The organism is Actinoplanes sp. NBC_00393, assembly GCF_036053395.1.
Taxonomy (GTDB): domain Bacteria; phylum Actinomycetota; class Actinomycetes; order Mycobacteriales; family Micromonosporaceae; genus Actinoplanes.
The window spans coordinates 1,591,368-1,607,860 of the sequence record NZ_CP107942.1 but is presented as its reverse complement, the minus strand read 5'-3'; the positions used below and the strand labels follow the sequence as shown (position 1 = coordinate 1,607,860).

20 protein-coding genes are annotated in these 16,493 nt (G+C 70.7%); 11 read left to right on the top strand and 9 right to left on the bottom strand.

The window, feature by feature from the left end:
- The first annotated feature begins 44 nt into the window (after positions 1-44).
- The 3 genes from OHA21_RS07325 to OHA21_RS07315 all read left to right on the top strand — a co-directional run bounded on the left by OHA21_RS07325 (position 45) and on the right by OHA21_RS07315 (position 2,164).
- On the top strand, positions 45-1,037 hold the full coding sequence (locus tag OHA21_RS07325) for an AraC family transcriptional regulator (RefSeq protein ID WP_328471481.1): 993 nt from the start codon (positions 45-47) through the stop codon (positions 1,035-1,037).
- Positions 1,038-1,142: 105 nt separating this feature from the next.
- Complete coding sequence (locus tag OHA21_RS07320; protein WP_328471479.1) at positions 1,143-1,523, top strand: STAS domain-containing protein; 381 nt, start codon at positions 1,143-1,145, stop codon at positions 1,521-1,523.
- Positions 1,524-1,750: 227 nt separating this feature from the next.
- The gene (locus OHA21_RS07315) at positions 1,751-2,164 is read left to right on the top strand and encodes a GNAT family N-acetyltransferase (protein WP_328471477.1); all 414 of its coding nucleotides are present in this window, start codon (positions 1,751-1,753) and stop codon (positions 2,162-2,164) included.
- A gap of 458 nt (positions 2,165-2,622) precedes the next feature.
- On the opposite strand, the gene OHA21_RS07310 is transcribed toward OHA21_RS07315, so the two are convergent.
- From OHA21_RS07310 to rpmB, 5 genes are all read right to left on the bottom strand, one after another.
- On the bottom strand, positions 2,623-3,777 hold the full coding sequence (locus OHA21_RS07310) for a lycopene cyclase family protein (protein ID WP_328471475.1): 1,155 nt from the start codon (positions 3,775-3,777) through the stop codon (positions 2,623-2,625).
- A 15-nt stretch (positions 3,778-3,792) separates the two neighbouring features.
- Complete coding sequence (locus OHA21_RS07305; protein WP_328471473.1) at positions 3,793-4,332, bottom strand: dihydrofolate reductase family protein; 540 nt, start codon at positions 4,330-4,332, stop codon at positions 3,793-3,795.
- 78 nt (positions 4,333-4,410) lie between these two features.
- Positions 4,411-4,716, bottom strand: a complete 306-nt coding sequence (gene rpsN, locus OHA21_RS07300) for a 30S ribosomal protein S14 (RefSeq protein WP_328471471.1) — start codon at positions 4,714-4,716, stop codon at positions 4,411-4,413.
- Complete coding sequence (gene rpmG, locus OHA21_RS07295) at positions 4,716-4,883, bottom strand: 50S ribosomal protein L33 (RefSeq protein ID WP_328471469.1); 168 nt, start codon at positions 4,881-4,883, stop codon at positions 4,716-4,718. The genes rpsN and rpmG overlap by 1 nt, the downstream gene beginning before the upstream one ends.
- Positions 4,883-5,116 carry a 50S ribosomal protein L28 gene (gene rpmB / locus OHA21_RS07290; protein ID WP_328471467.1) on the bottom strand — a complete coding sequence of 78 codons (234 nt, stop codon included), beginning with the start codon at positions 5,114-5,116 and terminating at the stop codon, positions 4,883-4,885. The genes rpmG and rpmB overlap by 1 nt, the downstream gene beginning before the upstream one ends.
- Positions 5,117-5,161: 45 nt before the next feature.
- Here rpmB and OHA21_RS07285 point away from each other — a divergent pair, with 45 nt between their 5' ends.
- Positions 5,162-6,394, top strand: coding sequence for a CobW family GTP-binding protein (locus OHA21_RS07285; RefSeq protein WP_328471465.1), 1,233 nt, complete (start codon positions 5,162-5,164; stop codon positions 6,392-6,394).
- On the opposite strand, the gene OHA21_RS07280 is transcribed toward OHA21_RS07285, so the two are convergent.
- A complete protein-coding gene (locus OHA21_RS07280) occupies positions 6,378-7,250 on the bottom strand; it encodes an NAD(P)-dependent oxidoreductase (protein ID WP_328471462.1) in 873 nt (290 codons plus the stop codon). The two genes, OHA21_RS07285 and OHA21_RS07280, sit on opposite strands and share 17 nt — an antisense overlap.
- A gap of 196 nt (positions 7,251-7,446) precedes the next feature.
- Here OHA21_RS07280 and OHA21_RS07275 point away from each other — a divergent pair, with 196 nt between their 5' ends.
- On the top strand, positions 7,447-7,812 hold the full coding sequence (locus OHA21_RS07275; protein WP_328471460.1) for a winged helix-turn-helix transcriptional regulator: 366 nt from the start codon (positions 7,447-7,449) through the stop codon (positions 7,810-7,812).
- On the opposite strand, the gene OHA21_RS07270 is transcribed toward OHA21_RS07275, so the two are convergent.
- Positions 7,802-8,983, bottom strand: a complete 1,182-nt coding sequence (locus OHA21_RS07270) for a zinc-dependent alcohol dehydrogenase (protein ID WP_328471458.1) — start codon at positions 8,981-8,983, stop codon at positions 7,802-7,804. The two genes, OHA21_RS07275 and OHA21_RS07270, sit on opposite strands and share 11 nt — an antisense overlap.
- A gap of 28 nt (positions 8,984-9,011) precedes the next feature.
- Positions 9,012-10,193 (bottom strand): ROK family protein, encoded by a 1,182-nt coding sequence (locus OHA21_RS07265; protein ID WP_328471456.1) that lies wholly within the window; start codon positions 10,191-10,193, stop codon positions 9,012-9,014.
- Between the two features lie 112 nt (positions 10,194-10,305).
- On the opposite strand from OHA21_RS07265, the gene OHA21_RS07260 reads away from it, so the two are divergent.
- The 6 genes from OHA21_RS07260 to OHA21_RS07235 are packed head-to-tail and all read left to right on the top strand — an operon-like array spanning position 10,306 to position 16,076.
- On the top strand, positions 10,306-11,331 hold the full coding sequence (locus tag OHA21_RS07260) for a substrate-binding domain-containing protein (protein WP_328471454.1): 1,026 nt from the start codon (positions 10,306-10,308) through the stop codon (positions 11,329-11,331).
- A gap of 3 nt (positions 11,332-11,334) precedes the next feature.
- The gene (locus tag OHA21_RS07255; protein WP_328471452.1) at positions 11,335-12,306 is read left to right on the top strand and encodes an ABC transporter permease; all 972 of its coding nucleotides are present in this window, start codon (positions 11,335-11,337) and stop codon (positions 12,304-12,306) included.
- Positions 12,303-13,037 carry an ATP-binding cassette domain-containing protein gene (locus tag OHA21_RS07250; RefSeq protein WP_328471450.1) on the top strand — a complete coding sequence of 245 codons (735 nt, stop codon included), beginning with the start codon at positions 12,303-12,305 and terminating at the stop codon, positions 13,035-13,037. The genes OHA21_RS07255 and OHA21_RS07250 overlap by 4 nt, the downstream gene beginning before the upstream one ends.
- Positions 13,030-13,896 (top strand): sugar phosphate isomerase/epimerase family protein, encoded by an 867-nt coding sequence (locus OHA21_RS07245; RefSeq protein ID WP_328471449.1) that lies wholly within the window; start codon positions 13,030-13,032, stop codon positions 13,894-13,896. The genes OHA21_RS07250 and OHA21_RS07245 overlap by 8 nt, the downstream gene beginning before the upstream one ends.
- Positions 13,893-14,555: a nucleoside/nucleotide kinase family protein gene (locus tag OHA21_RS07240; protein WP_328471447.1), complete on the top strand. Its 663-nt coding sequence runs from the start codon at positions 13,893-13,895 to the stop codon at positions 14,553-14,555. Before OHA21_RS07245 ends, OHA21_RS07240 begins: the two co-directional genes overlap by 4 nt.
- 27 nt (positions 14,556-14,582) lie before the next feature.
- Positions 14,583-16,076, top strand: coding sequence for an FAD-dependent oxidoreductase (locus tag OHA21_RS07235; RefSeq protein ID WP_328471445.1), 1,494 nt, complete (start codon positions 14,583-14,585; stop codon positions 16,074-16,076).
- Here OHA21_RS07235 and OHA21_RS07230 read toward each other — a convergent pair.
- Positions 16,071-16,463, bottom strand: a complete 393-nt coding sequence (locus tag OHA21_RS07230) for a ChaB family protein (RefSeq protein ID WP_328471443.1) — start codon at positions 16,461-16,463, stop codon at positions 16,071-16,073. The two genes, OHA21_RS07235 and OHA21_RS07230, sit on opposite strands and share 6 nt — an antisense overlap.
- Positions 16,464-16,493 lie beyond the last annotated feature (30 nt).

Genomic DNA, 16,493 nt, shown 5'->3' with positions numbered 1-16,493 from the left:
GTTCCGGTTGCCGGACTCCGGGTCACCGGCGACCATTAACGGCGATGGATTCACATCTCGGCCATATCCGGCCGGCCGTATCGGTTCGGACACGTGATCCGGATGAGGCCCGCGCGGTCTGCGGCGAGCATCTGTACCCGCGGTCGATGCGCCTGCTCGAGCCGGGGGCGATGCTGGACGCCCGGTTCGCGTTCCTGCACCTCGGCTCGCTGACCGTGGCCGACGTCCGGTACGGCGCAGCCGTCGCCGGGGTCACCGAAGGGCTGGACAGCTACCACGTCAACGTGGCCCGGGCCGGGCGGTTCTCGGCGTGCCAGGGCCGGCGACCGATCAGCGGCGGACCGGACCACGCCGCGGTCTACCGGCCGGTCGGCGACACCGAACTGCACTACGCCAGCGCCGACTGCCACCTGCTCGCCGTCAAGGTGGACCGGCTCGCACTGGAGGCGCACCTGAGTTCCATCCTCGATCTCACCGTCCGCGACACCATCCGGCTGTCCGGCCGGATCGAGGCCGGGCAGGCCGCCGGGCGTACGGTCACCGGCCTGGTCCGCTTCCTCGGCGCGGAGATCGAGAACGCGAACAGCATGTTCTACGAGCCGATCGTGGCCGCGCCGCTGGAGGAGGCGGTGCTGACCTCGCTGCTGATGGCCGCCGACCACCAGTACCGCGACCGGCTGCGGGACCGGGTGCCGTGGCGGCACGCGCCGCGCAGCATCCTGCCGGCGGTCGACGCGATCCACGCCGAGCCGCGCCGGGCGTACACGGTCGCGGCGCTCGCCGAGACCGCGGGCATCAGCCACGGCCAGCTGCGCCTCGAGTTCGGGCGGCAGTTCGGGATGACACCGATGGCGTACGTCCGGGAGGTCCGGCTGGTGGCCGCCCACGCCGAGTTGCGCGCCGCCGACCCGGATGACACGTCGGTGAACGCTGTCACCCGTCGGTGGGGTTTCGCCAGCCCGGCCGCCTTCGCGGCCCGCTACCAGGCACGTTTCCACGTCCCGCCCGGCGAGACGCTGCGTCGTCGGCACGGGTGAGCGCCGCCCGCCAAACCCGGAGCGCGATCCGGATAGTGGGTGCGCACAACAGCTAGCACAGCATCACGATGCGCCTACTCTGTGCGAACGACCATTGGAGCACGGATGCGCAATGACACCGGTTTCGAGGACTACCTGCTGGCGTACGCCCGGTTGGAGGAGCCCCCGGAGGTGGCGATCACCGCCCGGTCCACCGCCCGCGTGCTGACGATCGCGATTTCCGGCAGCATCGACGTGCAGGCCTGTGCCACGCTCTCCCGGCGCCTCGAACGCCTGATCGCCGACGCTCCCGGCCGCCGCGTGGTGCTCGACCTGTCCGGCGTGGAGTTCTGCGACTGCGCGGGCGTCCGGGTCCTGCTGGCCGTGCACGAGACGGTCACCGCCGCCGGTCTGACCTGCACGGTCGACGGCGTACGCCCGCACGTCCGCTGGCTCCTGCACTTCACCGGCGCTTCCGCCGTCATGAGTCTCACTCCGCCGGGGTGATCCGCCGCCGGCTGCGGCCGTGCAGCGTGGCCCCATGGGCTATCTGATGTGGGGACTGATCCTTCCGGTGCTGCTGATCGTGGCCGGCATCATCACCATCCGCCGCCGCAACCGCCGCTGACGCTTCCGCCACCCCACGGCGGAGCCCTCTCGCCGCCACCCGATGGCCTCTCGCCGCCACCCGATGGCAGAGGCCTCGCCGCCACCCGATGGCGGATCATGAGGGCATGCTGCAGATCCGGGAGTTCCAGTGGTCCGACTACGACACGGTGGCCGCGGTGTGGGCCGCCGCCGGCCGTGAGGTCGTCCCCCGCGCCGAGTTGGCGGCAAAGCTGACCCGCGACCCCGAGCTGTTCCTGGTGGGCCTGTCGGACGATGCGGTCGTCGCGGTCGTGATGGGCACCTACGACGGCCGGCGCGGCTGGATCCTGCGCCTCGCCGTCGACCCGTCGCACCGCCGCCGAGGCTTCGCCTCCCGCATGGTCGCCGAACTGGAGTCACGCCTGCAAAAGCTGGGCTGTCCACGGGTCAACCTGCTGGTCATGCCGGACAACGAGGCCGGCCTGCGCTTCTGGCAGGCGCTCGGCTACCTCCCGATGCCGGACGTCCTGTGCACCAAGCCCCTGCCAACGCCCACCTGACCAACCCGCCGCCCAACCACCTGCCGCTGCCCGCCTTTCGGCTGACGGCCAGGGCTGCCTCCAGGCCCTTGAAGCAGCAGTGGAGGTCAGCCGAGCAAACGAGCTGACCCCCAGCGTCGCCTCCCAGCCCCTGAAGCAACATTGAGCGTCAGCCGAACAAACGAGCTGACGCCCAACGTCGCCTCCCAACCCCTGAAGCAACAGTGAGCGTCAGCCGAACAAACGAGCTGACCCCCAGCGTCGCCTCCCAGCCCCTGAAGCAACATTGAGCGTCAGCCGAACAAACGAGCTGACGCCCAACGTCGCCTCCCAACCCCTGAAGCAACAGTGAGCGTCAGCCGAACAAACGAGCTGACCCCCAGCGTCGCCTCCCAGCCCCTGAAGCAACAGTGAGCGTCAGCCGAGCAAACGAGCTGACCCCCAGCGTCGCCTCCCAGCCGCTGAAGCAGCAGTGGAGGTCAGCTGCGGGTTTGCAGGCGGGCCAGCAGGTCGCCGGCGGCGGCGCGGGTCATCGGGAGCAGCGGGGTGGAGGCCATCAGCGCCAGTTCCTCGGCCGGGGAGGTGAGGCCGTCGAGGAAGCGCAGCACGCGGTCGGGCGGGTTGCGGGTGAAGAGGCGTTCGAAGAACGCGGGGGCCGCGACCAGGCCACGGTCCCAGGCGCGCAGCGCGACCCCATCCATCCAGAGGTGGCGACGAGGGTACGCCGGACCCGGCACCGGATCGCCCCCGGCGGCCAGGGCGGCGGCGATCTGGTCGGCCTGCCGCCGCATCGCCGAGAAGGTGTACCCGGTGGACGGCCGGGTCGCCCCACCGGCGGTGCCCAGCCGCACCACGCGCGGGGACGGCCGGACGGCGAACGGGGCGTCGGTCATCGGGATCGCCCCGTCCTCGACCTTCTCGACAGTCAATTCCGGAAGATCAAGAAGCTGGAGGTACGCCCGGAGCGCCCGCGAATACCCGGCGTCGTCGAGGCGTGCCGGGGAGAACTCGGTGTACTCGATCAGCGCGGTCCGACGCCCGGTCGGCAGCACGTAGCCGAAGGACACGCCGTGGGCCGGCTGCCGGGTCCGGAAGTCCATCAGGATCGCCGACGCCGGGTCGAAGACGTCGGTGTCCGCCCGCACCCACCAGCCCCGGAAATGCTGCAACCAGAACGTGCGCCCGGGTCGTGCCGGCGCGGCGGGTCGCGAGTCCAGCGCCCACTGCGCCCGGATGATCGTTTTGCCGTCGTCGTCGCGTACCGTGACGATCTTGCCGTTGTCGGAGAGCGCGGCCGCGCTCGCCGTGACGACCTTGACGCCCAGCCGGGCCGCGGCCTCGTCGGCGCGCTGGAAGACCGGCCCGGACTGGACCATCGCGTAGCGCATCGGCGCGAGCGCGAGCTGCCGCAAACCGGACGGCCCGTAGAGATCGACCTGCGACCAGGCGGCGTCCAGGACCGGATCGAGTTCGTCCTCGGCACCCGTCCAGAACGCCCACGTGCGGTGATGGCCGTGTGCCGGCTCCGGGTCGACCGTGGCGATCCGCAGCCCGCGTACCCCACGCCGATCGAGGGCGCTGAGCAGCAACGACGTGGCGCCGCCGAATCCGATCAGGGCAAGGTCGACGTCCACCGCGCCATTATGTCGTCAGTGCCGGACCGTGTAGTCGGCCAGGACCGCCCCGGACGGGGTGGCCTGCGCCCGGGTGAGCGTGAGGCGGCGCTGGGAGTCGCCGTTCTCGAAGAGTTTGCGGCCGTGGCCGAGCACCGTCGGCGCGATGACCAGCCGCAACTCGTCGACGACGTCGGCGGCGAGCAGCGAGCGGGCCAGGCGGATGCTGCCGTGGACGCCGATGTCGCCGCCGGGCTGCTCCTTGAGGTCGCGGACGTACTTGGCGGCGGGCTCGGCCACCACCGTGGTTCCGGCCCACGGCACGTCCGGCTCGGTGGCGGTGAAGACGTACTTGCGGACGCCGTTGATGAAACTCGCGAACGGCTCGTGCTCGGCGGCCGGCCAGTAGGAGGCCCACTCGTCGTAGCTGCACCGGCCGAGCAGCACCGCGTCCTGGGTGCCGATGACCTCGGCGAGATTGGCGTCCATCACGTCGTCCCAGTCGAACACGTAGTCGTCCGGGGACTCGGCGACGCCGTCCGTGGACAGCAGCGAGTAGAGCACGACCTTGCGCATGGTTCCTCCTCGAAGTGGTCCCTCCGGGGTAGGACCATCGGGCGGGCCGGAACTCATCGGTCCGGCCCGCCCGGGGATTCACCAGGACGCTTTGCGTACGCCGGGCAGCTCGCCGCGCAGCGCCAGCTCCCGGAAGCGGACCCGGGACAGGCCGAAGCGGGAGAGCACGCCACGCGGCCGGCCGTCGATCTGGTCACGGTTGCGACGGCGCGACGGGCTGGAGTCGCGGGGCAGGGAGGAGAGCCGGCGTACGGCGTCCGCGCGCACGCCCGGGTCGGTGCCGGGTGCGGAGATCAGCCGTTTCAGTTCGGCGCGCCGGTCGGCGTAGTGGCCGGCCAGCTCGGTGCGGCGCTTCTCACGCTCGGTGAGGCTGCGGCGGGCCATCAGCGGTCCTCCCGGAAGTCGACGTGCCGGCGGACCAGCGGGTCGTATTTGCGCAGCACCAGCCGGTCCGGGTTGGTGCGGCGGTTCTTGCGGGTGACGTACGTGTAGCCGGTCCCAGCCGTGCTGCGCAGCTTGATCACGGGCCGGATGTCGGTGCTCCTGGCCATCAGATCTGCACCCCGCGGGCGCGGAGCCGGGCCACGACCGAGTCGATGCCGTCCCGGTCGATGATCTTGATTCCGGTGGTGCTGACGTTGAGCCGGACGGTGCGCCCGTCGGCGAGGCGGAAGCGGCGGCGCTGGACGTTGGGGTTCCAGCGGCGCCGGGTGCGGCGGTGTGAGTGGGACACGGCGTTGCCGAAGCTCGGCGCTTTGCCGGTCACGTCGCAGACGTTGGACATGGTGGCGACTTTACAATGAAAACCGTTTCCAATAACAATGGGGCGGTGAGTAGCAACCCGATGACCCCAGTGCTGCCCGCGCCGGTGGACCAACGGACAGCGGTGACCGTGCTGTCCGGCTTCTCCCCCGGCGCGGTGCAGGCCGCCGCCCGTGCCCTGCTGATCGCCGACGAGCGTCTCGTCGCGGTCGGCCACGACATCGCCGACATCCGCGACGGCGTGGTCCGCCGCCGGGTGGAGACCGCGACCGCCGTCCTGGGGCAGGCCGACGTCGAACTCCAGCACGGCTGTGTCTCCTGCACGCTGCGCGAGGACGTGCTGCCGACCCTGGTACGCCTCGCGCGTACCCGTCCCGGCAGTGATCTCCTGCTCGTCCTGCCTTCCACGGTGGAACCGGAAGCGGTCGCCTCGGCCTGCGCGCCGGTGCTCGACGCGCTGCGGTTCGACTCGTATGTGACGGTGGTCGACGCGGACCGCTTCCTCGACGACCTGGCCAGCACCGACGACCTGCGCCACCGTGACCTGCACGCCGCCGAGGACGACCACCGCGCGGTCGCCGAGGTGGTCGCGCACCAGGTCGAGTTCTGCGACACCGTGATCCTCTGGAACCGGCCGGACACCGATCAGCACGAGTCGCACCGGCTCGCCACGCTGGTGCACCGGCTGGCGCCGTGGGCGGTGCAGGTCCACGTGGGACCGTCGCCGACGCTGGACTGCACCGCGCTGCACGCCAACGTCCGGCGCACCGGCCGGCACGACCCGGAGCGGCCGGGCATGCTCGGCCTGGCGCTCGAGGGACGCCCGATCGCCGTGCACGACCCGGACGCCGACGGGGTGGCCTCGATCCTGTTCCGGACCCGCCGGCCGTTCCACCCGCAGCGCCTGCACGACGCCCTGGAGCAGCTGACCGAGCACGCCCTGCGCGGGCGGGGCCAGTTCTGGCTGGCCAGCCAGCCGGACGCGGTGCTCGCCTTCGAGTGCGCCGGTGGCGGGGTCAGCCTCGGCACGCTCGGCTACTGGCTGGCCGCCCTGCCGGTGGAGCGCTGGACCGAGACGAGCGACCAGCGCCGGCTCGCCGCCGACCTGGACTGGGACCCGTACTACGGCGACCGGCAGACCACCCTCGCCCTGATCGGCCTGCACCTGGACCACACCTGGATCACCGGCCTGCTGGACGCCTGCCTGCTGAGCGACGACGAGCTGGCCGACGGGTCGGACGCCTGGCGGCAGCTGCCCGACCCGTTCGCCGGCTGCTTCCCGCTCAGCCCCGAGCCCTGATCACCTCGTACAGGGCGGTCCAGTCGCGCTTGCCGAGGCCGGCCGCGATCGCCCGGTCGTAGTGCGACTTGACCGCGGCCGGCAGCTCGCGGTCGACGCCGGCCTTCTCGCTGGTGCGCAGGATGTGGTCGGCGGTGGCGCCCATCATCAGGGCGTTGCTCAGGTCGCCCGGGTGTTCGCCTGCCGTCAGGACGGCGGCCAGTTCGGCGCCGCTGCCGACCATCGCCGGGATGTCGGTGAGGGTGGTCATCGCGTCGGTCAGGAAGTCCGACGCGGGGACGCCCGCCGCGGTCACCAGGGCGGTCGCGTGCAGCAGGCCGGAGAGTGCGGTGAGGAAGACGTCGAGGTGGGCCTGGTAGAAGAGCTGGGCCAGGCCCGGGTCCGCGCCGAGGTAGCGCGGTTCGCCGATCAGTCGCAGCGCCGCCTCGTGGGCCATGAACAGCTCGCCGGGGCCGCTGTAGTAGACGTACGCCCCGGGGTTGCCGACTGCCGGGGCCGGCACCATGATGCCGCCGGTGAGGAAGCGGGCGCCGCGCCCGGCGGCCCACGCGGCAGCCTCCCGGGACGAGTCAGGGGTGTCCGAGCTGAGGTTGACCAGGTCCCGGCCGGTCAGGTCGGCGCCGTCGAGGATCTGGTACATCGCGGCGTAGTCGGTGAGGCTCAGAATGGTCACCGGGCTGGCCGCCACCGCGTCACCCGGCGTGGCCGCCAGCGTCGCTCCGGCTTCGACCAGGTCGTCGGCGCGTCCGGGCGTACGGTTCCAGACGGTCGTCGGGTGACCGCCACGCAGCAGGGTGGTGGCCATGGCCCGGCCCATCGGGCCGAGACCGATCACGGTGACTGGTTCCTGGCTCATCGGGTGCTCCTCAGTTCCTCGCGGTGCTCGGTGAAGACGGCTTCCGAGCCGCTGCAGAAGAGCGCGGCGCCGGGCCGACCAGGGCCGTGCCCATCGCTCCCAGGCCCAGAAAGATTGACATGCCCTCATGGTTCGCGAGTACCGTCAGGCCGAACAAGTACCCACTAAATAGTGCGGTACTTACCTGGAGGTAAGCATGGGCAGGCGCGGGCCGTACATCTGTGGGATCGACGCCGGGATGGACGTGGTCACCGGCAAGTGGAAGTCGCTGATCCTCTGGGAGCTGGACAACTACCGGACCCGGCGCTTCGGGGAGCTGCGCCGGGCGCTGCCAGGGGTCAGCGAGAAGATGCTGGTCCAGCACCTGCGCGAGATGGAGGAGGACGGGCTCGTCCACCGCGAGATCTACCGGGAGGTGCCGCCCCGGGTGGAGTATTCGTTGACGCCGGACGGCGTCTCGCTCAACGAGGCCCTCGGCGCGCTCGGCGCCTGGGGCGAGCAGCGGGTCAAGCGCCTGGCTGCCGAGGGCACTCTCGTCGAGGTGGCGCCGCCTACGGCTTGAGGACCACCTTGATGCAGCCGTCCTCCTTGTGCTTGAAGATCTCGTAGGCGTGCGGCGCCTCCTCCAGCGGCAGCTGGTGGGTGACCAGGTCGTCCACGCCGAGCGGGTCGTCGTCGCCGGTGAGCAGCGGCATGATGTCGTCGACCCAGCGCTTCACGTGCGCCTGGCCCATCCGCAGGGTCACACCCTTGTCGAACAGGTCCATCATCGGGATCGGGTCGGCGTTCCCGCCGTACACCCCGATGATCGACACCGTGCCGGCCCGGCGGACCGCGGCGAAGGCCGTGTTGAGCGCGGCCAGCCGGTCGATCCCGGCGGTCTCGACCGCCTTGCGGGCAAGCTTGTCCGGCAGCATGCCGGCCGCCTTGACCGCGGCCGCCTGGATCGGCGAACCGTGCGCCTCCATGCCGACCGACTCGATGACGCTGTCCGCGCCCCGGCCGGAGGTCAGGTCCAGGACCGCGGCGGGCACGTCCACCTCGGAGTCGTTCAGCACCTCGATGCCGTTGCGGCGGGCCATCTCCAGGCGTTCCGGCACGCTGTCCGAGGCGATCACCCGGCCGGCGCCGAGGTGGCGCGCGATGCGGGCGCTCATCTGGCCGATCGGGCCGAGGCCGGTGACGAAGACGGTGCTGCCGGGCTCGATGTCGGCCCACTTGGCGGCCTGCCACGACGTGGTGAGCACGTCGGAGAGGAACAGGAAGCGCTCGTCGGGGTGGTGGTCGGGCACCTTGATCGGGCCGAACTGGGCCTGCGGCACCCGCAGGTACTGCGCCTGGCCGCCGGGCACCTGACCGTAGAGCTTGGTGTAGCCGAACAGGGAAGCACCCTTGCCCTGGTCGACGTTCTGGGTGGTTTCGCACTGGGCGAAGTAACCGCGGGTGCACATCCAGCAGTGCCCGCAGGAGATGTTGAACGGGATCACCACCCGATCGCCGGGCTTGATGTGGGTGACCTCGGCGCCGACCTCCTCGACGATGCCCATCGGCTCGTGACCGAGGATGTCGCCCTGGTCGATGTACATCCCGAGCACGTCGTAGAGGTGCAGGTCGGAGCCGCAGATCGCGGTCGAGGTGATCCGCACGATGGCGTCGGTCGGTTCCTGTATCCGGGGATCGGGCACGGTCTCGACGGAGACCTTCGCCGTGCCCTGCCATGTCAAAGCTCGCATGTGTGGTGCTTGCCCGCTTGCGGGCGAATCAACCTTGCCGAGCGATCAGACTGTCGATGCGATGCGCCGCGAAGATGCTGTCGACCAGCAACAGCGCCATGCCGACCAGGCCGGAACGCGGGCCGAGGGTGGTGGCCACGATGGTCAGGCGCCGGGTGGCCAGCGGCAGGGAACGGCGGTAGACCATCTCGCGGATGCCGGCGAACAGCTGCTCCTCGATCTGGGCGAGCTGCCCCCCGATCACCACGACGCTGGGGTTGAGCAGGCTGACCGCGTCGGCGATGGCGTGGCCGAGGATGCGCCCGGCACGCCGGGCCAGCCGGACCGCGTCGAGGTCACCGGTCCGGATCAGCGCCAGAGCCTCCTGGACTCCGGAGACCTCAAGGTCACGGACCAGGGCCCACCCACCCGCGTACGCCTCCACGCACCCGGTGTTGCCGCAGCGGCAGACCGGCTCGCTGTCGGTGTCGCCGACGGCGAGCTGAATGTGCCCGATGTCGCCGGCCGCGCCGTCGGCGCCCCGGAACACCTCGCCGTCGATGATCATCCCAGCACCCACACCGGTGCCCACCTTGACCACGAGTAACTGCCGCACCTCCGGGTAGACACTGCGATGCTCCCCGACGGCCATCGCGTTGACGTCCTTGTCGACCAGCACCGGGCAGTCGTAGCGGCCGGCGAACCAGGCGCGGATGTCGTACCTGTCCCAGCCGCTCATTATCGGCGGGCTCACCACCTGCCCGCTGTCGAAGTCGACCGGCCCGGGCACGTCGATGCCGATGCCGTGCACGTCGCCCGCGGACCGCCCGGCCTCGGCCAGCAGCGCCCGGAACGCCTCGTCGACCGCGGTGAGCACCGGCTCCGGCCCGCTGGCCACGTCGATGGGCTGCTCCCGCTCGTGCCGGACCTCGCCGCGCAGGTTGCACAGGGCGGTCCGCATCCCGGTCGCGCCCACGTCGGCGACCAGCAGCACACCACGGTCGCTGTTGAAGGCGAACCGGCTGGCCGGGCGTCCTCCGGTAGGGGCGCCCTCGCCGCTGGGCACGACGAGCGCCGCGGCGAGCAGCGCGTCGAGCCGCTGGTTGACGGTCGAGCGGGACAGGCCGGTCAGGGCTATGACGTCGGCGCGGGTCAGGGTCGGCTCGGTGCGGAAGAGCTGGAGCACGTCGCCGAGACCGGCGACGGCGAGTGGCGACGCGGTCGTGGACACGCCGCGATCCTATTACGTTCACTCACTAAACGAAAGGTGCGCACCTTTTGCTTGACAGCCGTCATAAGTCGAGCGTTCAATCGACGAAACCCCCTCCGGAAGGACCCCTCCCATGCCACGCACCGCGTTGCGCCGGGGCGTCGCCGCCGGCGCCACCGTCGCCGCCCTCGCCCTGATCACCGCCTGCAACTCCGCCGATGACGGCAGCTCCGGCGCCGCCGGCAACCCCAAGGTCGCGGCAGTCATCAAGGGCCTCGACAACCCGTTCTTCCAGACCATGGAGAGCGGCATCAACGACCAGGCCAAGGCCTCCGGGACCGAAGTCACCGTGCAGGCCGCCACCTCGATCACCGACACCACCGGGCAGGCCGACAAGCTGACCGGGCTGGCCGGGCAGGACTACGGGTGCTACATCGTCAACCCGATCTCCGGCACCAACCTGATCCAGGGCATGGCCCAGCTCGCCGCCCAGAAGAAGACGATCGTCAACATCGACAGCCCGGTCGACGCGGAAGCTGCCAAGGCCGCCAACGCGACGCCCGCGACGTACATCGGCACCAACAACGTCTCCGCCGGGGAGAAAGCCGGCGAGCAGATGCTGAAGCTGGTGCCCGAGGGCAACGTGGCCGCGATCGGCGGCATCGCCGGTGACGTCACCTCCGGCGCCCGCATCGAGGGCTTCACCAAGGCCACCACCGGCAAGCTGACCCTGGTCCAGACCGTCGCGGCGAACTGGGAGCGGCAGGAAGCCCTCACCCAGGCCACCAACATCCTGCGCGCCCAGCCGGATCTGAAGGGCTTCTTCGTCGCCAACGACGACATGGGTCTCGGCGTGTCCCGGGCGGTCGCGACTGCCGGGAAGACCGGGCAGGTCAAGGTGATCAGCGTCGACGGCATCAAGGACGCGCTGGAAGCGGTCAAGGCCGGGCAGCTGGACGCGACCGTGGCGCAGTACCCGTACGCGATCGGGCAGATGGGCATGGAGGCCTGCCAGGCCGCCGCCAAGGGCGCCACCCTGCCGCCCAACGTGGAGGCGCCGGTCGAGGTGGTCACCGCGGAGAACGCGGAGAAGGCGCTGGCCGCCACCCCGAAGCCGTTCGGTGAGTACGCCGACCCGTTCAAGTCGCTGGTGGGCTGAGCGATGACCGCCACCGCCGTCAAGCCTGCCGGACAATCCTGGACACATCGCCTCACCGACCTCGGCTTCTGGGCCGAGTGGGCCGCCGCCGTCGGCCTGGTGCTGCTGGTCGTCGTCTTCCAGATCCTCAATCCGACCTTCCTGAGCACCGGCAACATCGCCTCGATGCTGGTCGCCGCCGCGATCCTGGTGGTCCTGGCGCTCGGTCAGACCTTCGTCGTCGCCACCGGCGGCATCGACCTGTCGGTCGCCTCGGTGATGACCCTCGGCGCGGTCGTGTTCGGGCAGACGTACACCGCCGGCTGGGGCGTGCTCGGCTCTGGCCTGGCCGCCGTCGTCGCGGCCGGCGCCGCCGGCCTGATAAACGGCTCGATCATCGCCAAGGGCAAGATCACCGACTTCATCGTCACCCTCGGCATGCTGTCAGCCGCGTCCGGCGCCGCCCTGATCCTGGCCGACGGCAAGCCGGTCACCATCGTCAACACCTTCCTGCTCAAGCTGGCCACCGGCGGGATCGGCATCTTCGGCTGGCCGGTCATCATCGCCGCGGTGCTCGCGGTCGCCGCGCACGGGCTGCTGTTCTGGACCCGGTTCGGCACCCATGTGCTGGCCACCGGTGGTTCCGCCGAAGCGGCCACCGCGACCGGCATCAGCACCGCCCGCATCAAGATCGCCGTCTACACGATCGCCGGCCTGCTCGCCGGGGTCGGCGCCATCCTGCTGATCGCCCGGGTCGGCGCGGCCGAACCCGCCTCCAACACGTCGTTCCTGCTCAACTCGGTCGCCGCGGTCGTCCTCGGCGGCGTCAGCCTGCTCGGCGGGCGGGCCACCATCCTCGGCCCGGTGATCGGCGCGCTGCTGCTCACCGCCCTCACCAACGGGCTCACCCTGCTCGGCGTCTCGCAGTTCTACCAGCCCCTCGCCGTGGGCTTCGTCGTCGTCCTGGCCGCACTCTTGACGAGGTTCCAGAAATGATCAACGTTGACAACGTCTCGCTGTCGTTCGGCAGCGTCCGCGCCCTGGTCGACGTCTCGCTGGAGATCAAGGCCGGCGAGATCACTGCGCTGGTCGGCGACAACGGCGCCGGCAAGTCCACCCTGGTCCGCTGCATCAGCGGCATCCATCGCCCGCACGCCGGCACCATCTCGATGGACGGCGAGCCGCTGCACTTCAAGTCACCCGAGGACGCCCGCGAGGCCGGGATCGAGACCGTCCACCAGAACCTGGCGCTGGTCGAGGACCTGACCGTGTGGCAGAACCTGTTCCTCAACCGGGAGCTCGTGCACCGCATCGGGCCGTTCGCCGTCCTCGACAAGCGCGGCATGCAGAAACAGGCCCGCGAGATGGTCTCCACGCTCGCCGTCAACGTGCCGGCCGTGCGCAACCGGATCCGGCGGCTCTCCGGCGGGCAGCGGCAGGCCGTCGCCATCTGCCGGGCGGCCGGGTTCAGCTCCCGCCTGGTGATCATGGACGAGCCGACCGCGGCGCTCGGTGTGCAGGAGACCGCCCGGGTCGAGGAACTCATCCTGCGGCTGCGCGACGAAGGGCACGCCGTCCTGCTGATCAGTCACAACTTCGCGCAGGTCATGCGCCTATCCAACCAGGTGTGGGTGATGCGCGCCGGCCGCTGCGTCGGCGGCCGCCGCACCGATCAGACCACCGGCGAGGAGATCGTCGCCCTCATCACAGGAGCCCTGAATGCCTGACAACCCCATCGGTGTGCACGCCCTCGTCTGGACCGGCGACACCTCCCCCGCCTCGGTCCGGCACGCCGTCACCCAGACCGCAGCCGCCGGCTTCGACCTGCTCGAGCTCTCCCTGCACGACTCGCTCAACCTGGACGTCGCCGACGCCCGGGCCGCCCTGCAGGAGGCCGGCCTCCAGATCGCCTGCTCTCGCGGGCTGGCCTTCGACGCCGACGTCTCCAGCGACGACCCCGCGGTGGTCAAGAAGGGTGAGCAACTGCTCCACGACTCCTTGCAGATCACCCACGGCCTCGGCGGCACCCACTTCACCGGCGCGCTCTACAGCGCCCTGGGCAAGTACTCCGCGCCGCTCACCGAGGCCGGACGGCGCAACGTGGTCACCGTGCTGTCCCAGCTCGCCAAGGAGGCGCGCGGGCTCGGCATGACGCTCGGCCTGGAGATCTGCAACCGCTACGAGACCAACGTCATCAACACCGCCCACGACGCGTTGCGGCTGGCCGACGACATCGGCGAGGACAACGTGCTGATCCACCTCGACACCTACCACATGAACATCGAGGAGGACGACTTCGTGCGGCCCGTGCACGAGGTCGGCGACCGGCTCGGCTACGTGCACATCGGCGAGAACCACCGCGGCTACCTCGGCTCCGGGCACCTCGACTTCACGTCGTTCTTCCACGCCCTGCGCGACATCCGCTACACCGGGCCGATCACCTTCGAATCGTTCTCGTCGGCCGTCGTCATGGAAGGACTCTCCAACGACCTGGCGATCTGGCGGAACCTGTGGACCGACGGGGCGGATCTGGCCCGGCACGCTCACGCGTACATCTCCGGACAGCTCACCGCGTACCCCTCATGAACGACGCCCTGCTGGAGCGCGCTCGCAAGCTCGCCGCCGGCGGGCGCGCGGTGCTCGGTATCACCGGCCCGCCCGGCGCCGGGAAGACCACCCTGGCCGAGGCCCTGATCAAGGGCCTCGGCACGGACGTCGCGCACGTGCCGATGGACGGCTTCCATCTGGCGGACGCCGAGCTGGACCGGCTCGGCCTGCGTGACCGCAAGGGCGCCCCGGAAACCTTCGACCCTTGGGGGTACGCCGCGCTGCTGCGCCGGATCCGCGAAGGCGAGGACGAGATCGTGTACGCCCCCGGCTTCGAACGCACCCTCGAGCAGCCGATCGCCGGGGCGATCCCGGTGCCGAGATCCACCCGGCTGGTGATCAGCGAGGGCAACTACCTGCTGCTGGACGACCCACGGTGGAACGCCGTGCGGGAGGCGTTCGACGAGGTCTGGTACGTCGACCTGGACCCCGCCGAACGGATGCGCCGCCTGGTCCGGCGGCACATCGAGTTCGGCAAGGACGAGGCCGCCGCGATCGCCTGGGCCGGGGGTACCGACGAGCGCAACGCGGTCCGGGTGGCCGCCACCCGCGACCGGGCCGATCTGGTGCTCACCTCGTTCGCCTCGTCGGTTGCCTCGTCGGTTGCCTCGTCGTTTGCCGAGGATCCTCCGGGGTAGACGGCGGGCATGCTCGAGTCCTATTGGATGGATACCACCGCAGCCACCTCCTATCCGGCGCTGACCGGCGACATCGAGACCGATGTCGTCGTGGTCGGCGGCGGCATCGCCGGACTGTGCACGGCGTGGGAGCTCACCGAGGCCGGACAGCGGGTCGTGCTGGTAGAGGCCGACCGGATCGCGGCCGGCGTCACCGGCTACACCACGGCGAAACTGTCGGTGCTGCACACGCTGATCTACGCGCGGGTGCGGGACTCCTTCGGGCCGGAGGCGGCGCGGCTCTACGGCGAGTCGCAGCAGCAGGCGGTCGAGCGGGTGGCCGCGGTGGCGTCCCGGTTGGACATCGACTGCGAGCTGGAGCGGGTGCCGGCGTACACGTACTCCGAGTCACCGGACGGGCTGGACGCGATCCGCGACGAGGTGGCAGCGGCGACCGAGGCCGGCCTGGCCGCGTCGCTGGTCACCGAGACCGGGCTGCCGTTCCCGGTGGCCGGCGCGATCCGGGTGGAGAACCAGGCGCAGTTCCACCCCCGCAAGTACCTCCTTGCGCTCGCCGAGGACCTGGCGGCGCGCGGCGGGCAGATCTTCGAGCGGACCCGGGCGACCGGTCTCGACGAGGGCGACCCGTGCACGGTCACCACCGAGGCCGGGCACACGATCACGGCGCGGCAGGTGGTGATCGCGACCCACTATCCGGTGTTCGACCGGGGACTGCTGTTCGCCCGGATGGAACCGCGCCGCGAACTCGTGGTGGCCGGGCCGATCCCCGCGGAACTCGACCCGCAGGGCGTCTTCATCACCACCGAGCACAACACCAGATCAGTACGCACCGCGCCGTACCGGGACGGGCAGCGCCTGCTCATCGTCACCGGCGAACACTTCACGCCCGGCACCGACGGGGTGGTCGAGCACTGGGAGAAGTTGACGGCTTGGGCCCAGGACCGCTTTCCGGGTACGCCGATCGAGTACCGCTGGGCCACCCAGGACAACACCTCCGCCGACAAGGTGCCCTTCATCGGGCGCTTCCACCCCGGCACCTCCCGGGTGTACGTCGCCACCGGCTTCGGCGGCTGGGGCATGAGCACCGGCGTCCTCGCCGGGCAACTGCTCGCCGCGCTGATCACCGGCACCGAACCGCCCTGGACCCGCCTGTACGACCCGCGCCGGCTCAACCTGGCCCGCGAAGCCGGCTCCATGCTGAAACTGCAGGCGAAGGTGGCCGGGCACTTCGTCGGTGACCGGCTCCGCCCGTCGCACGTGGACTCGGTCGACGACATCGGGCCGGACGCCGGCGCGGTGGTCCGGATCGGCGGGCGGCACTGCGCGGTCTACCGCGACGACGCCGGCGGCCTGCACGCCGTCTCGGCGCGGTGCACGCACCTGGGCTGCATCGTGCACTTCAACGATGCCGAGACGGCGTGGGAGTGCCCGTGCCACGGTTCCCGGTTCGGGATCGACGGCTCGGTCATCCAGGGACCGGCGAACACTCCGCTGTCGCAGGTGGACGTCGCCAGGTCATGACTTCTTGCGATTCGCCTTCTTGTTGGCCTTCTGGATGGCGTCCACCAGCTCCGGCTTAGTCATCTTGGAGCGGCCGCTGATGTCCAGCTTCTTCGCCACGTCCTTCAGGTGCTGCTTGCTGGCGTTCGCGTCGACGCCCTCGGCGGTCTTGGCCTTGGTGTCACGGCCGCCGGCGGCCTTCTTGTCGCTCGGCCCCTTCTTCTTCTTCGGCTCCCAGTGGTCGCCGACCTTCTCGAACGAGTGCTTCACCGCGGCGAACGCGGTGCGGTGCGCCCGCTCCCCCTCGCCGTACTCCTCGACCGCGGCGTCGTGCGCCTTCACGTAGGTGTTCTGCGCCTTCTTCGGCGACCGCTTCAGAGTGCTCGGCATGTCCTTACGCGCGGGCATCGCAAACCTCCTGGTCATCGCTGTCGGTGA

What these genes read in the sequence shown, in the direction of transcription:
- OHA21_RS07325 (WP_328471481.1), top strand. Translation starts at nt 45, where the DNA reads ATGGATTCACATCTCGGCCATATCCGGCCGGCCGTATCGGTTCGGACA.
- OHA21_RS07320 (WP_328471479.1), top strand. Translation starts at nt 1,143, where the DNA reads ATGCGCAATGACACCGGTTTCGAGGACTACCTGCTGGCGTACGCCCGG.
- OHA21_RS07315 (WP_328471477.1), top strand. Translation starts at nt 1,751, where the DNA reads ATGCTGCAGATCCGGGAGTTCCAGTGGTCCGACTACGACACGGTGGCC.
- OHA21_RS07305 (WP_328471473.1), bottom strand. Translation starts at nt 4,332, where the DNA reads ATGCGCAAGGTCGTGCTCTACTCGCTGCTGTCCACGGACGGCGTCGCC.
- rpsN (WP_328471471.1), bottom strand. Translation starts at nt 4,716, where the DNA reads ATGGCCCGCCGCAGCCTCACCGAGCGTGAGAAGCGCCGCACCGAGCTG.
- rpmG (WP_328471469.1), bottom strand. Translation starts at nt 4,883, where the DNA reads ATGGCCAGGAGCACCGACATCCGGCCCGTGATCAAGCTGCGCAGCACG.
- rpmB (WP_328471467.1), bottom strand. Translation starts at nt 5,116, where the DNA reads ATGTCCAACGTCTGCGACGTGACCGGCAAAGCGCCGAGCTTCGGCAAC.
- OHA21_RS07280 (WP_328471462.1), bottom strand. Translation starts at nt 7,250, where the DNA reads ATGAGCCAGGAACCAGTCACCGTGATCGGTCTCGGCCCGATGGGCCGG.
- OHA21_RS07275 (WP_328471460.1), top strand. Translation starts at nt 7,447, where the DNA reads ATGGGCAGGCGCGGGCCGTACATCTGTGGGATCGACGCCGGGATGGAC.
- OHA21_RS07270 (WP_328471458.1), bottom strand. Translation starts at nt 8,983, where the DNA reads ATGCGAGCTTTGACATGGCAGGGCACGGCGAAGGTCTCCGTCGAGACC.
- OHA21_RS07260 (WP_328471454.1), top strand. Translation starts at nt 10,306, where the DNA reads ATGCCACGCACCGCGTTGCGCCGGGGCGTCGCCGCCGGCGCCACCGTC.
- OHA21_RS07255 (WP_328471452.1), top strand. Translation starts at nt 11,335, where the DNA reads ATGACCGCCACCGCCGTCAAGCCTGCCGGACAATCCTGGACACATCGC.
- OHA21_RS07250 (WP_328471450.1), top strand. Translation starts at nt 12,303, where the DNA reads ATGATCAACGTTGACAACGTCTCGCTGTCGTTCGGCAGCGTCCGCGCC.
- OHA21_RS07245 (WP_328471449.1), top strand. Translation starts at nt 13,030, where the DNA reads ATGCCTGACAACCCCATCGGTGTGCACGCCCTCGTCTGGACCGGCGAC.
- OHA21_RS07240 (WP_328471447.1), top strand. Translation starts at nt 13,893, where the DNA reads ATGAACGACGCCCTGCTGGAGCGCGCTCGCAAGCTCGCCGCCGGCGGG.
- OHA21_RS07235 (WP_328471445.1), top strand. Translation starts at nt 14,583, where the DNA reads ATGGATACCACCGCAGCCACCTCCTATCCGGCGCTGACCGGCGACATC.
- OHA21_RS07230 (WP_328471443.1), bottom strand. Translation starts at nt 16,463, where the DNA reads ATGCCCGCGCGTAAGGACATGCCGAGCACTCTGAAGCGGTCGCCGAAG.